This is a genomic window from Gluconobacter roseus (assembly GCF_046058915.1).
Taxonomy (GTDB): domain Bacteria; phylum Pseudomonadota; class Alphaproteobacteria; order Acetobacterales; family Acetobacteraceae; genus Gluconobacter; species Gluconobacter roseus_A.
On the sequence record NZ_CP175538.1, the window covers coordinates 1,766,887 to 1,782,022 of the forward strand.

General features: G+C 60.7%; 10 protein-coding genes and 1 pseudogene. 5 read left to right on the plus strand and 6 right to left on the minus strand.

Going from position 1 to position 15,136, the window contains the following annotated elements; all coding sequences use genetic code 11:
- Positions 1 to 49: 49 nt before the first annotated feature.
- Positions 50 to 1,020, minus strand: a pseudogene (locus ACJ2A4_RS08280) (SDR family oxidoreductase).
- A 23-nt stretch (positions 1,021 to 1,043) separates the two neighbouring features.
- Entirely contained in the window at positions 1,044 to 1,643 is a 600-nt protein-coding gene (locus ACJ2A4_RS08285) for a DedA family protein (RefSeq protein WP_024716998.1), read from the minus strand.
- A gap of 143 nt (positions 1,644 to 1,786) precedes the next feature.
- Here ACJ2A4_RS08285 and ACJ2A4_RS08290 point away from each other — a divergent pair, with 143 nt between their 5' ends.
- Positions 1,787 to 3,715, plus strand: coding sequence for a prolyl oligopeptidase family serine peptidase (locus ACJ2A4_RS08290; protein ID WP_408872461.1), 1,929 nt, complete (start codon positions 1,787 to 1,789; stop codon positions 3,713 to 3,715).
- 17 nt (positions 3,716 to 3,732) lie between these two features.
- On the opposite strand, the gene ACJ2A4_RS08295 is transcribed toward ACJ2A4_RS08290, so the two are convergent.
- The 3 genes from ACJ2A4_RS08295 to ACJ2A4_RS08305 form a co-directional block, all read right to left on the minus strand.
- The gene (locus ACJ2A4_RS08295; RefSeq protein WP_408872462.1) at positions 3,733 to 4,866 is read right to left on the minus strand and encodes an AGE family epimerase/isomerase; all 1,134 of its coding nucleotides are present in this window, start codon (positions 4,864 to 4,866) and stop codon (positions 3,733 to 3,735) included.
- A 33-nt stretch (positions 4,867 to 4,899) separates the two neighbouring features.
- Positions 4,900 to 6,360 (minus strand): D-glycero-beta-D-manno-heptose-7-phosphate kinase, encoded by a 1,461-nt coding sequence (gene rfaE1, locus ACJ2A4_RS08300; RefSeq protein WP_408872463.1) that lies wholly within the window; start codon positions 6,358 to 6,360, stop codon positions 4,900 to 4,902.
- A gap of 341 nt (positions 6,361 to 6,701) precedes the next feature.
- The gene (locus ACJ2A4_RS08305) at positions 6,702 to 8,087 is read right to left on the minus strand and encodes an MATE family efflux transporter (RefSeq protein ID WP_408872464.1); all 1,386 of its coding nucleotides are present in this window, start codon (positions 8,085 to 8,087) and stop codon (positions 6,702 to 6,704) included.
- Between the two features lie 181 nt (positions 8,088 to 8,268).
- Here ACJ2A4_RS08305 and flgE point away from each other — a divergent pair, with 181 nt between their 5' ends.
- The 4 genes from flgE to htpG all read left to right on the plus strand — a co-directional run bounded on the left by flgE (position 8,269) and on the right by htpG (position 14,076).
- Positions 8,269 to 9,540 carry a flagellar hook protein FlgE gene (flgE, locus tag ACJ2A4_RS08310; protein WP_408872465.1) on the plus strand — a complete coding sequence of 424 codons (1,272 nt, stop codon included), beginning with the start codon at positions 8,269 to 8,271 and terminating at the stop codon, positions 9,538 to 9,540.
- 25 nt (positions 9,541 to 9,565) lie between these two features.
- The gene (gene flgK / locus ACJ2A4_RS08315; RefSeq protein ID WP_408872466.1) at positions 9,566 to 11,074 is read left to right on the plus strand and encodes a flagellar hook-associated protein FlgK; all 1,509 of its coding nucleotides are present in this window, start codon (positions 9,566 to 9,568) and stop codon (positions 11,072 to 11,074) included.
- Positions 11,075 to 11,076: 2 nt separating this feature from the next.
- Positions 11,077 to 12,138, plus strand: coding sequence for a flagellin (locus ACJ2A4_RS08320; RefSeq protein WP_408872467.1), 1,062 nt, complete (start codon positions 11,077 to 11,079; stop codon positions 12,136 to 12,138).
- 66 nt (positions 12,139 to 12,204) lie between these two features.
- A complete protein-coding gene (htpG, locus tag ACJ2A4_RS08325; RefSeq protein ID WP_408872468.1) occupies positions 12,205 to 14,076 on the plus strand; it encodes a molecular chaperone HtpG in 1,872 nt (623 codons plus the stop codon).
- Between the two features lie 85 nt (positions 14,077 to 14,161).
- Here the strand turns inward: htpG and ACJ2A4_RS08330 are convergent, their stop codons facing one another.
- On the minus strand, positions 14,162 to 15,037 hold the full coding sequence (locus tag ACJ2A4_RS08330) for a helix-turn-helix domain-containing protein (protein ID WP_408872469.1): 876 nt from the start codon (positions 15,035 to 15,037) through the stop codon (positions 14,162 to 14,164).
- Positions 15,038 to 15,136: the final 99 nt, after the last annotated feature.

Here is a 15,136-nt window from a genome sequence, read left to right on the forward strand (position 1 = left end):
GAACGTCACCTTTTTGAAAAAAGGTGACACCCAAAAACTTTTATTCGTCTCAGAGCAGTCCGTATTTCACGCCCGTCATCTGTTCGGAGACGGTCCACAGACGCTCCGCCAGTTCGGGTACATGCGCCAGAGCAGGCAGTCCCGCGATCCCCGGCACGCCACGGCGCTCTCCCGGGCCCTGCGGCCCGTAATAGCCCCCGTCACGCGCTTCCGGACTGGCCAGCGCATAAAGCAGCGGCCAGGCGCCTTCCTCGACCGTCTGTCCCATGGCGTGAAACACCGGCCCGGCCACACGCCGCGCCAGCCCCCGCATAAACCGGGCTGCCTTGTTGGCGGACTGATCGAGACTGCCGTTATTCGCCACGATATCGCTTGCAGCCCAGCCCGGATGTGCGGCCCGCGAATGGATGGGCCAGGGCGCCTTGAGCGCCCGGCGGTTCAGCTCCAGCGCAAACAGCAGATTGCACAGCTTGCTCTGCCGGTAACGAACCATGGGGTTGTAGGAATGCCGCGCGTTCAGATCGCCGAACGGGATTTCTCCCTTCAGCGCCGCCAGAGAGGCCACCGTCATGACCGTCGCATTCCCCGCCGCCAGCAGGGGCAGCAGCCGGCCCGTCAGCGCAAAATGTCCGAGATGGTTGGTCCCGAACTGAAGCTCGAACCCGTCCTTCGTCGTCAGGCGCGTCGCAGGGCCCATGACCCCGGCGTTGTTCGCCAGAAGATGGATCGGCTCCCCCGGCTGCGCATGGCAGACGCAAAGGCCTCGATCCCGGCCAGTGACGCCAGATCCAGCAGCTCGAACCGTGCCTTCACGAACGGCACCCGTTCATGCAGTCGCGCCAGAGCCGCCTGCCCCTTGTCATGATTGCGCCCGCTCAGAAGGATCGCAGCGCCCTGCTTCGCCAGCCCGCAGGCGACCTCAAAGCCCAGACCCCCCGTCGATCCGGTGATGAGCGCCGTCTTCCCGTCCAGACGCTCAAGGGAATCCGTGGACCAGGCGGGTGCGGCGGTCTGTGTCATCGGGTCTGTCCTTCCAGTGTGGGTCAGCTCGGTTTCGTCTCTGCGCGGGCCTCGTCGCGTTTTTCATCCGCTTCGGCTTCCTTGAGGGCCTCATCCGTCAGGCGCTTCTCGTTCTTCTTGAGGAAGATGAGCCCCCCGATCAGACAGCTCACCCCCAGAATGGCCATGACCACACCCACAGGGCCCGAAATCTTCTCGATCTGCTTGCCCAGTTCATAGGTCACGAAGGCATAGCCCCCCGCCCAGCAGATGCCGCCCATCGCATTGAAGAACAGGAACGAATGCCAGGGCATCCGGTTCGCTCCGGCCAGCAGCGCCACGAACACGCGCAGCACTGCGATGAAGCGCCCGAGGAACACAACGATCCCGCCATGCTTGCGGAACAGATACCGCCCCAGCATCAGCCGCTCTTCCGTCATGCCGACCTTGTGGCCGTGCTTTTTCAGAATGCCGTAACCGAAGTGATGGCCGATCAGATACCCGATATTGTCGCCCATGATGGCGCCGAGCACGGCGGCCAGGGCGATCCAGCGGATTTCCAGATGATGGGTACTGCCCGCATAGAGCGAGGCTGCGATGATGACGCTTTCCGCCGGAAGGGGAAGGCCCATGCTCTCGAACATGACGATGACGCCAACGACGCCGTAGCCGTAATGCACCAGCAGGTGGTCGAGAAAATGACTGAGGTGAAACAGTGTCCTGGTCCCGTTCAAGCTGTGGCGGAAAGGAAGGCCGCCGGTTACGATACTACGGCATCGGAGACAGGATGAAAAATGACGACATCGCCTATACCCACAGTTTCCCCCGCGCTTCCGCATTTACTTCCGGAAACTGGCCGTCCTGGATCACGCCCGAACTCGTGGCCGGCCGCACCCTGTCCTTTTCCGAACTGCGCACGGCTGGAAACTGGATCATCTGGCTCGAAAACCGCCCGGATGAACAGGGCCGCTCCGTCATCACCGCCCGCGATCCCGCAGGCCACGTCCGCGACCTGATCCCGCCCGGATATTCGGTCGGCACCCGCGTGCATGAATATGGTGGCGGGGCCTGGGATGTCCGTCTGAAGAACGGCGCCCCGCAGGTCGTCTTCAGCGACCGCAAACTCGGCGGACTCTGGTTCAGCGACGGCACCACCGCCACGCAATGGGCACAGGCGGGCGAAAACCCCGAACACCGCTACGCCGACCTGACCTTTGATCCGGTTTCCGACGCCGTGTTCTGCGTGCGAGAAACCCACGGCGAAGGCGTGCCCGTCGCAGCCCTCGTGCATGTGCAGTCCGATGGACGCGAAACCGTGCTGGCCAAAGGCGCGGATTTCTACGCAGCCCCCCGCCCCTCACCCGACGGACGCTTCCTGGCCTGGTTCAGCTGGAACAACCCGGCCATGCCCTGGACCGTCACAACCCTCTCCGTCGCCCCCTTCGATCGCACAACCGACACGCTTGGCCCCGTCAGCGACCTGACCGGCCCGGAACAGTGCAGCATCATCGAACCCTGCTGGTCCCCCGACGGCACGCTCTACGCCACGTCCGACGCCTCGGGATGCTGGACGCCCATCCGCTTTTCCCATGACGATACCGGCTGGCACCCGCACAGCCTCAATGGTGCCAACGCGGAAATTGGCCTGCCGCACTGGGTCTTCGGTCAACGCACTATGGCTCCACTGCCCGGAAACAGACTGCTGGCCCTCGGCATCCGCCACGGCCTCAATCACGTCCTGCTGGAAGATAACGGAAGCTGGACGGATGTTGCCCTCGGGACCCCCGTCAACGTCCCGCAACCACTCGAAGACGGGCGCTTCGCCTGGATCGACGCCCCGTCCGACGCGCCCGCCGCCATCGCCGTCGGCCGTCCCGGCGAACCGTATGACCGCTTCCGCACCAGCGTCACCCTCCCGCCCGGCGTGACAAAAGCCGATATCGCAACTCCCACCCCCCTGACCTTCCCGACCGCCAACGGCGCCGAAGCCCACGGCCTGTTCTACGCTCCGGCCAGCAGCACCAGCGCGCTTCGGGACGGCGAAAAACCACCGCTCGTCGTCATGGCGCATGGCGGCCCGACCGGCCGCGCCAATCCGTCCTTCGCCTTCAAGGTGCAGTGGTGGACCTCACGCGGTTTCGCCGTCCTCGACGTGAATTATCGCGGCTCAACCGGCTTCGGCCGTGCCTACCGCGAAGCACTGGACCGCCAGTGGGGCGTCGCAGACATCGAAGACTGCCTCGCCGGCGTGCAGGCCGTGCTCGACCGCGGTCTCGCCGACCCCGCCCGATGCGTCATCCGTGGCAGCAGCGCCGGCGGCCTGACCGTCCTCGGTGCTCTTGCCCAGTCGAACCTCTTCGCTGCCGGAACCTCCCTCTACGGCGTCACTGACCTGCGCGCGCTGGCCGAAGAAACCCACAAGTTCGAGGCCCGCTATCTGGACGGACTAATCGGTCCCTACCCGGAAGACGAGGCCGTGTATCTGAAACGTTCTCCCATCACGCAGGCCGAGGGGATTACCGTTCCCGTCCTGTTCCTGCATGGCGGCGCAGACAGGGTCGTCCCCCTCTCACAGGCGGAATCCATGCGCACAAAACTCGAACATTCCGCCCTGCATGTCTATCCGGAGGAGGCCCACGGCTTCCGCGCCCGCGAAACCATAGAAGACGCCCTGCAAAGGGAACTCGCCTTCTATCAGCAGGTTTTCAGTCACTGACTTCGACGGGCCGGGAATTACAGGATGAATTCCCGGCCTGCATTGTAGATGTGATAAAGCGAACTGGCCGGCATGTAATCGACCAGAGGCGCGCCGCTGGCATCCAGACGGTCAACCCAGCCACCCTTCAGACGGTCCGGGGCATATCCGGACAGGAAACGCTCCCCGAACTGCGCCGCCTCATCCAGTGTTCCACCCTGATGTTTCGCCCGCTGGCAAAGCAGGCGAATGAGTTCGGTCTGCGGCCAGATTCTGGTCGAATGTTCAAAGACATCCCCATCCTCGGTCATCGCATCGAACACCAGACCTGTGGCCCGGTCGCGCCCCTTTGCCGCTCCGACCTGATACAGATGTTCTGCCGCGTCCCTGAAATGCCGGGTCTTGGCGGCGTGAGGAGACGCAAGCCGCAGATACTCGCCCAGAAGCCAGGACCATTCAAAAAGATGTCCGGGCTCAACGCGATTGCTGCCGGCTTTCTCGGCTGGTTTCCAGTCCGCATCGAAAAACTCAAGAAGCAGCCCTGAACGCGGCTCGATCAGATGCCTGAGCGCCAGCTCCGCCATTTCCCTGGCTTCTGCAAGATAGAACTCGTCCTGCGTCGCCTCGAAAAGAGCCAGATAGGCTTCCAGAAGATGCATATGCGGATTCTGGCGACGCAGACTGTCCACGGGGGGCACGGCATCCAGAAAGCCATCATTATGCGCTGCAAAAATGGTCCGGACCTCATCGGCCGTTTCCCGCGCCAGCCGGGCGGGCCCTCCTGCACGGATGGACCACGCACAGGCATAAAGCACAAAGGCATGCGCATAGAGGTCACGTCTGCAATCTGCGGGCCTGTCATCAGGGCCGATTGAAAAGACCCATCCGGGCGCGCCGTCCCTGCGATGATAAAGCCGCTCCATCGTCTCCAGACAGGCTTCTGCTTTGGACGTTGCGTCATAAAGCCCGTCAAGCGACGCACGGTAACAGGTCGCGACCTGACGCGCCTGCACCATGAGACGGAGCGCGTCCATGCGGATCGGCGTGCCATCCCATGACAGGCGCTCATGGAACAGGTTCCGTCGCGGATCGAACCCGCTGGTCGTCCATAGGGGAAGCGCCCTCGACGCCAGCCAGTCCCGCCAGGCAAGCGACGAAGCGGCAATAGTCATGGGAATGTCTTTCTGCATGATGGTCTGTAAGTTTCAGGATTCTGTGGATGCCGGGCCCGTGGCCGCTGGCAGCATCTTCCGCACGATCGACGTGGTAGAGCGTCCGGAGACGAGGTCCACAAGCACCACTGCCCCGCCATAGGATTTAACGAATTCACCCCCCACGACCTCGTCCTCCTGATAATCCGCGCCCTTCACGATCACATCCGGCCGTAGGGCCCTGATCGTCTCAAGCGGCGTATCCTCGTCGAAAATCACGACAAGATCGACATAACGCAGTGCACCGATGACCGTAGCCCGCGCTTGTTCGTCCTGAAGCGGCCGTGTCGGCCCTTTGAGACGCGAAACCGAGGCATCGCTGTTAATGGCGACCACAAGCCTGTCACCCTGCTGGGCAGCCGAGCGAAGCAGCGAGATATGCCCCGGATGGATCAGGTCAAAGCACCCGTTGGTGAACACGACCCGCGCCCCGTGATGATGCCATTCCTCAACAACAAGCGCAGCACGCTCAACATCCACCAGGGCACCGTTTTCACGCATACTGGCCAGCAGAACCGCACTGAGTTCCGAGCGTGACACCGTCGCCGTTCCCAGTTTGGAGACGACGATGGACGCGGCATTCGTAGCGATGACGATGGCGGTTTCGAGGTCCTGCCCGGCGGAAATCACGCTGGCGATCGTTGCAACCACGGTATCGCCCGCCCCGGACACGTCATAGACTTCCGACTTGCGGGCCTGTGAATGAACGGTTTTGCCATTCGTCCGAAACAGCGTCATGCCTTCTTCCGAACGGGTGACGAGCACATCGCCCCCGAACTGCCGGGCAATGCAGTGGGCCGCCTCCGCAATCTCGCTGTCAGTCCGGGCCGGAAGGTTCGTTGCGGCCGCAAGCTCACCGCGATTGGGCGTCACTAAGGTCGCCCCCCGGTAAACTGAGAAATCACGACGTTTCGGATCGACGATAATGGGCACATCTCGCGCATTCGCCGCATCAATGGCAAACCGGACGACCTCGTCTCCCAGCACGCCTTTCGCATAATCGGAACACACCACCACATCCGCCGAGGCCGTTGCTTCGGCAATTTTTTCCATGAGGCGTCTGCGCGTCTCTTCCGAAAGCGCCCTGACATGTTCTTCATCGATCCGGACAATCTGCTGCCGGCCGCTCAGCACACGGGTCTTCGTGATCGTGGTCCAGTCAGCATCTTCAACCAGACCCGAAACATCAATATTCGGCTGTAACCGCAGAGCCTCTTTCAGCATTTCGCCGGAAGCATCCGTCCCAATCAACCCGATCAGAACCACATCGCATCCTAGTGCTGCGGCATTCATGGCAACGTTCGCAGCGCCCCCCGGAACGGCCGTATGTTTCGCCCGGAGCAATACCGGAACCGGTGCTTCCGGCGAGATACGATCAACAGAGCCATGCACGTAACAGTCAAGAACAACGTCTCCAATGATGACGACGCGACCGAAATCAAAGTCCTGGATCATGACTGTCTTCCATGGGGCAGGGACACAAGAAGCGGAGAGGAAAAGGAACGGTTTTCTGCCGTAAATATCCTGTCAGCAGGATAGTATGGGTTTTCAGTATCCATGGTACAGATTCCGCCCCGATCAGAAAACAGGTTCAACGAACAAAAATCCTGATCCCGGGAAAGAGGAACCGTTTTTCGTTCCTTTGAAAACAAATCAGCGCTCACTCAATGTCATTAGTCTTTTTCTTGTAAGAAAACGTTCCAGACTCTTCCAAAAGACAATCCTGTATTCTGCCCTGATGATGCGGCCTTCCGGTTTTAAAGTCCAGAACTGCCATCAGAGCGTTCCGGGTGCCGTCACGGCTTTACGATATCCGGCTCCAGCTTCCGGATGACCCGGAACGCCGTCACGACGGCCAGACTGCCAAACAGCACCACGCCCAGCGACTGCCCGACGAGGATCCCGACCGGCCCGTAAGCCGACCCGAACCACACGAACGGAATGGTCCCCAGCGTCGCCCGGCCCCAGTTGAACCCCGTGGAATAGAACGGGTGCCCCAGATTGTTGAACGCCGTATTGGCCACAAACAGCAGTCCGACAAACATGTAACTCAGCACCAGCCAGCAGCAGAACAGCCGCACGATATCCACGCCGACACCCTGAAGCTCGAAAAGCTGGATGATGTAACTGTGCGTCGCCGCCAGAATCAGCCAGGTCAGCCCCACACACAGCGCCGTCAGCTTGAGCGCCGCCAGAAGCGCTTCCTGCACGCGATGGATCTGCCGCGCCCCCAGATTCTGCGCCATGATTGGTCCCACCGACCCCGTCAGCGCAAAGACCAGCGAAAACGCCACCGGCACGATCCGGTCAATCGTCGCCTGCCCCGAAACCGCATTGAGCCCGAACCGCGCCATCGCATGCGTCACGAACAGCGCCCCCGTCGGCGTCGCCAGATTGGTCGCAATCGCCGGAACCGCAATCCCGCCAATCAGCTGCGTGGACGGCCCGAACGCCGACCGCTCCGGCCATTCCAGCATGGCGTGACCCCGCAAATTCAGGAATCCGCTCGCGGCAATAGCCAACCGCGCCAGAACCGTGCTGATCGCCGCACCCTCAAGCCCCAGATGCAGCCCGAAAATCATGACCGGATCCAGACAGGCCGAAACCACAGCTCCGGTCAGCGTCACCCGCATCGAGCGCTTGGCATCCCCGACCGCCCGCAGAAGTGACGACAGCGCCATCCCCAGACAGACCAGCGGCAACGCCGGCGAGACAATATGCAGGAACGTCGCTGCATGTTGCTGCGCCTCGCCATGCGCCCCCAGAAGCCCGAGCAGAGGCATCGCGAACGTCGCCGTCACCAGCCCCAGCACAGCGGCAATCGCCACCATGACCACCAGAAATGCCGAGGCCATCCGCCGGGCTTCGTCATGCCGCCGCGCCCCGATCAGCCGCCCCGTGCAGGCCCCGAGCCCGATCGTCATGCCAATGGAAACAGAGACCTGCACGTAACTGACCGCCGTCGCAAACGCGATCGCCGCCGTCAGCGTCTTGTCATGCAGATGGGAAATATAGCCGTAATTGAGCAGATCGACGGCAAAGACCGCCATCAGCCCGATCGCCCCCGTCCCGGCCATGGTCACGACATGACGCATGATGCTGCCATGAACGAATCTGGCAGGTCTGACCGGAGAATCGTCAGGAATACTGGGCTTTTTCGGGTCGTCGTCTGGCTGGGGCATGCTCACACATATTGCCCGTTCCAAACCCGGAGAACCAGAGGCTGAAAGCGTTTTTCCCGCCCGGGTTCCAAGGAATTCCATAGCCGAATCCGGCCTTCATGCAGGCTGGATGGCTCTTTTTTGCCTCGTAAGGACTTCCTTAACATCCGCTGTGGAATCCTCGCCGATGATGCTCGGGCATATGACCCGCAGCCTGTTCCATGTCCGGGAGTATGCCATGTCCTCGATCATCAACGCAGTCCACACCGCTGTCAGTGGCCTGAATTCGCAGTCCCATGCCTTCAGTGACCTGTCCAACAACATCGCCAACAGCCAGACCACTGGTTACAAGGCGAGCACCACCAGTTTCGAGGACTACGTCACCAACAACGAACTCGCCAATGACGGTGAAGCCCTGAGCGACAGCGTCGTCGCCACCACCCGTCAGCACAACGACAACCAGGGCATGGTCACGAGTTCAACCAACAGTTCGGCCCTCGCCATTTCCGGCAACGGCTTCTTCAACGTCGTGCAGGCCACCGGCCAGAGCAATGACAGCACCCCCGTTCTGGGCTCGCAGCAGTATTATACGCGAAATGGTGATTTCTCGCAGGACAAGAACGGCTATCTGGTCAACACGTCCGGCTATTACCTTGAGGGATACAACGTCGATTCCTCCACGGGCAGCCTGAGCACGTCTCTCGATCCCATTCAGGTTCCTTCCACCATCGCATTCCGGCCAACCGAAAGCACGAAACTGACCATGACCGGTCAGCCCGACGGCACTCCCACTTTGGCCACGGCCTATGACAGCAAGGGCAATGCCCAGACGGTTTCGCTGAACTGGACGCAGGTCGACGCCACGACCTGGACGGTCACCAATGCCAATAATGCGGATAATACCGCGACCGTGAAATTCGATGCCTCCACCGGCGCCATTGCCTCCGTCAACGGACAAAGCCAGGCTTCGGGTTCGACTGCCAGCTTCGACTATGAGGGCTCCCCTCAGGACATGACTGTCAACCTGGGCACGATTGGCAGCACGAATGGCGTCAGTATCGCTACGGATGGTGCCACGCCGTCCGGCGTTACAACGGTTTCCGACAGCGTCACCAGCGGCAATTTCTCCGGAATTTCCATGCAGACGGACGGTTCTGTCATGGCGACTTTCGATAACGGCTATTCCCAGCTCGTCGCCAAGATCCCGCTGACGACCTTTGCTGATCCGAACAGCCTGTCTGCCCAGAACGGCCAGGCCTATACCGCCACGGCACAGTCCGGCAGCCCCCAGATCAACGCCGTCAACACCAACGGCGCCGGCACTCTGACCACTGGCTCGGTCGAGGAATCCACCACGGACCTGACCGGTGATCTCAGCAAGCTGATCGTGGCGCAGCAGGCTTACGGCGCGAATACGAAGGTCGTCTCCACGGCAGACCAGCTTCTTCAGACCACCCTGGCAATGATCCAGTAAGCCGGACTGAAGGAACACCAGCCTCATGGGACTGAACAGCGCACTCTCGATTGCAACATCTGGCCTGAACGTCGTTCAGAACGCCATGGCCGTTGCGTCCAACAACGTCTCCAATGCGGGGACAAGCGGCTATATCAAGGAAAACGCCAACGTTCAGTCCACCGTGGCTGGCAATACGGGTATTGGCGTCCGCACTGCCGCCACAACACTCGCCACGAACGAACAGGTCCAGAAGGCGCTCTACGCCCAGAACGCGGATGTCGCAGCCTACACGGCCACGAGCAATTCCCTGTCCAACATCACGGCGCTTCAGGGCTCAACGACGGCAACCTCCGGCAGCAGCGGCACGCTGTCTGACCAGCTGGGCAATCTCCAGTCCGCCCTGACCTCCCTAACCTCCACACCCGACAGCGCCTCGGCCCAGAGCACGGTCGTTTCCGCCGCCGCAAGCTTTGCCCAGTCCGTCAACACCCTGTCTTCCGCATACCAGACCCAGCGTCAGACCGCCCAGAACGCCGTGGTCTCTTCGGTTTCGGACATCAATACCGATCTCACCACGATCGGCACCCTGTCCACCAAGATCATGAACCTCAAGAGCACAGGACAGGATACGGCGGCGCTCGAAAATCAGCGTTACACGGCCCTGTCGTCCCTGTCCTCGGAACTCTCCGTCTCCTGGTCGGAATCCGCAAATGGCGACATGACCATCAGCACGGCAGATGGCGTCACGCTTCCTACGCGCGACACCAGCAGCGCCAGCCCTGCGACCGTGTCCTCCACATGGCCGCTTTCCACGTCCTCGGCCCAGATCTCGGTCAGTATGACCTATCCGGGCACGTCCTCTAGTAACACCATTCCTGCCATCACCCTGAACGGCAAGGACGTCACTACCCATCTGACCGGGGGAACGCTGGGCGCCAACATCACCCTGCGGGACACGACCCTCCCTACCATGCAGGCGCAGCTGGACTCCCTGACATCGACAGTCGCCACCCGCTTCAGCGATCAGGGCATGCCTCTTTTCACGTCCGGTGCAGATGGCAGTGTTCCGGGCACATCGCAGACGGATCTCACGCCGACCGGCAGCGTCGGCTTCTCGCAGGAAATGAGCGTTTCCAGCGTCTATTCCGATGACCCGTCCAAACTGCTCGATAACAGCACATCCAGCACCCAGACCGTCCTCAACGTGCTGAACAACAGTTTTGGAAGCAGCGGCACTGCGGCTCCAAGCACGAACCTCGGCATGACCAAAAACCTGTCGACAGGGTATACGGGCGATCAGGGGATCATTTCCCTCGCCACCTCCCTGACGGCAAAACAGGCTGCCACCGCCAGTGATGCAAGCAGCGGCCTCGCCCTGTCCCAGACGACACAGACCAGCCTGACGTCCAATCTTTCCGGAACCTCCACGGTCTCCGTGGATACGGAAATGGCCAATATCGTCACCCTGCAGAACGCCTATGCGGCCAATGCCAAAGTCGTTTCGACCGTTCAGACAATGTTCAGCGCCCTGCTGAGCGCAATCGGATCCTGATCATGACCGGAACCATCTCCAGCTTCGGATTTGGAGGAATCTCCAGCCAGCTTCTCCTCGGTGTCCAGAACCTTTCACAGAACCAGAGCGCCCTTCAGCTCCAGGCTTCGACCGGCGTGCTGTCCGACAGCTATGCCGGTCTCGGCGCATCCCGAACACAGGCTCTCGCGCTTCAGCCGGCCATTACGCAGGTCTCGGCCTGGACGGGCAACGTCACGAACGCCCAGAATACCCTGACCACGACGCAGACTGCCCTCTCACAGATTTCGAGCATTGCCAGCGATCTGACGAGCTCTCTGTCCACACTTGGCAGCACGCTGTCCTATTCAACCGTCACGACGGCTGCCACCGCCGCACAGTCGGCCCTGACGTCACTTGGCAATCTGCTGAACACCAAACAGGGCGACAGCTACGTCTTCGCCGGGCAACAGAGCACCACGGCACCCGTCAGCACAGATCTGGGCACATCCAGCCTGGCCAATGAGATCGGACAAGCCGTCAGCCAACTCGGTTCAACCAGTGCAGCCGATATTCTCAGCACGACGCAGAATCTCGCCAACAATACTACGGCCGGCCAACCCTTTTCTGCATCGGTGTCCACTTCGCCAGATCAGGCCTATCAGCAGAAAACGCAGGTTGTCGTCGGACAGTCCGAAACAGTGTCGGTCGGCATGGTTGCCACGCAGGGTGCGACGTCCACCTCCACAAGCTCACCCATCCGCGATCTGATGCGAAACCTCATGGTCGTCGCTTCTCTGGGCTCGTCTTCGAGCAGCACCACCGACTATTCCAATCTGATTTCCGGGCTTCAGAGTTCCATGGATACGGTCACGAGCGGTCTGGGAGACATGAGTGGCCTTCTCGGTGTCCAGCAGAACAACCTGACGGGTCAAAGCGCCATGCTGAGCCAGATGTCCTCTGCCCTGACCACCCAGCTCGGACAGGTAAAGGATGCCGATCTGGCAAAGGTTTCCACGCAGGTCACGGACACCAACAACCAGCTTCAGGCGTCCTATTCGCTTATCGCTGACATGAAGAGCATGACTCTGGCTTCATACCTCTGATCGCAGTTGAAAAACTGTTTGTGACATCGCATATCCAGATCACTTTCCTTGAGGGAGATTGATGATATGAGCGAAACAAACACCCAGAAGGCCGCCGAAAAGCATGAGTTCAGTGCTGAAGTCGGACGTCTTCTGGATCTCGTGGTCCATGCCCTTTATTCAGATCGCGAAATCTTTCTGCGTGAGCTTGTCGCCAACGCCGCTGACGCCACGGACAAGCGCCGTTTCGAGGCCCTGACCGACAGCGCGCTGGCTCTTCCGGAAAATGCGTCTATCCGCATCAATCCGGACAAGAGCCAGAAAGAGCTGACCATCTCCGATGACGGCGTGGGCATGACTCATGACGAACTGGCCCAGAACCTCGGCACGATTGCCCGTTCCGGCACCCGCGCCTTTGGTGAGAAGCTGAATGCCGCCAAGCCGGAAGACCGCCCGAGCCTGATTGGCCAGTTCGGCGTTGGCTTCTATGCCGCCTTCATGGTTGCGGACCGTGTGGACGTCACGTCCCGCAAGGCCGGTTCGGATGAAGCCTGGACCTGGTCCTCAGATGGCAAAGGTGCCTTCACGCTCACCCCTGCATCCCGCTCTACGCCAGGTACCGACATTGTCCTGCACATGAAGGATGATGCCGACGACTTCCTCGACAGCTGGCGTCTGCGCTCCATCATCCGCAAATGGGCAGATCATATTTCCTGGCCCATCACCCTGCGTGAAACCAAGGAAGACGGCACCACGGAAGATCAGGCTGCCAACGAAGGCACGGCCCTGTGGAGCAAGCCGAAATCCGAAATCACGCCGGAACAGTATGCCGAATTCTACCGGCACATCTCCCACGCCTTTGACGAACCCTATGCAACGTTGCACTGGCGCGCAGAAGGTGTAACCGAATTCACGGCCCTGCTATTCCTGCCCAGCGCCCGTCCGTTCGATTTCATGGAGCGGTCCCGCGAAAGCCGGATCCATCTGCATGTCCGCCGGATGTTCATCACCGACGAAGCCGAACTCGTCCCGAACTGGATGCGCTTCGTGCAGGGCGTGGTCGATACCGAAGACCTGCCGCTCAACGTCTCGCGTGAAATGCTCCAGGCCACTCCGGTCCTGGCCCGCATCCGCAAGGCCGTGACCAAACGCGTCCTGAGCGAGATCAGCAAGCGTGCAAAGGAAGCCGATAGCGGTTTCAACACATTCTGGGAAAACTTCGGCGCCGTTATCAAGGAAGGCCTGTGGGAAGACGCTGAACACCGTACGGAAATCGCCGGTTTCGCCCGCTTCCACTCCACCTATAGTGACGACCTGATCACGCTGGATGATTACGTCTCCCGCATGAAGGATGGTCAGGACGCCATCTATTACCTGACGGGTGACAGCCTCGATGCCCTGAAGTCCTCGGCCCAGCTTGAGGGCTTCCGCGCACGTGGCATTGAGGTCCTGCTACTGTCCGACGCGGTGGATGGCTTCTGGCCGGAGCGTCTGTCCTCCTATCAGGACAAGCCCCTGCGCTCCGTCACCCACTCCCACGGCGATCTGGAGAAGTTCGAGTCTGTGGAAGCAGACACGACCGAGGCCGCCGATGTCGAAAAGCTGGTCCCGGCGTTTAAGGACGCGCTTGGCGATCAGGTCAAGGACGTTCGCAGCACTGTGCGTCTGACGGGCAGCGCCGTGGTCATTACGTCCGACGGAGGTCCGGACCTGACAATGCAGCGCCTGATGCGTCGCTCAGGTCAGGCCATGCCAGCCATGCCGCCGATCCTTGAGATCAACCCGAAGCATCCGCTCATCAAGGCCCTGGCCGAGCGTGTGACGAAGGGCGAAGGCATCAAGGACTATGCCAGCGTCCTGCTGGATCTGGCGCGGGTGCAGGAAGGCGAGCCCCTTCCTGATCCGACCGGTTTCGGTCGTTCGCTTGCAACGCTGCTGGCCGGTCCGGCCGCAGAGTAAGCGGAACTTTGGTTGCGTTTCAGACTACAGAAAGGCGAGGGAAACATCCCTCGCCTTTTTTAATGGTTCTCAAAGCAGGAAAAATTCAGCCCCGACCTGCGCTACCCAACCGGACAGTTCCTCGCGAGAAACGCTGGCGAACCTCACGCGGAGACGCGCCAAATTTCTGCCGGAACCGCCGGGAGAAATGTGCAGCGTTGCGGAAGCCGTGGTTCAGCGCAATCTGTGCAATCGGCAGCGCATCATGAGCCGGGTTCGTCAGATCGGCATGGATCCGCTCCAGACGGCGGTTGAGCATCCAGCCCGCAACGGCACCTTCCTCTCCGTCGAAAAGCTGATAAAGCGCCCGTGTCGAAATCCCTGACGCTTCAGCAATGCTCTGCGGGGTCAGATCATGTTCGTGCAACCGCGTCTCGATATAATGCCGGATATGCTTCTGCCGATGCCGTCGGCGCCCGGCCACACTGACTTCCAGATCCAGGCAATCCAGGATCGTCGTGATCAGCAGATCCGTCACATGCTGCAGAAGACGCTGGCGCGTCTGGGGGGTTGCACCTTCCAGAAACCCGGCCTCCAGCATGGCAGAAACGGATAAAAGAAAGGCGCCGGGCCCTTTTTCCAGGTCGAAGGTCAGCGGCGGCAGCCCTGACAGCATGGGAAGATGTCGCAGCAATGCAGGTCGCGTCACGCTAAGCAGAAAGACATCTGCCGTGGCCTCGACCGCCGGGGGTGTCGTCAGTGCTGCAAACTGTCGCTGATCCAGATACAGCGTGCCGCGCGATTGCCGGGGCAGCACCAGCACGGCCCGCCCCTGTTTCAGAATCCCGGCGATTGCCGATGACAGGGTTGTGCTGAGCCGGGCAACAACAGGATCCATACCGCGTGGTGGCACCGCAAGTGTGGCCAGCGGCACGATGCGCTGTGCATTCAGATCACCATGCGAACTGTCAGTCACGACCATGCTCTGTAAGGAGAGGTGGAAATGCTGTTAAACACCATCTTAGGGAGTGAAACCAAGCAAAACAACGATAGATGAATGGCTATAGGGAAAATCCATTTA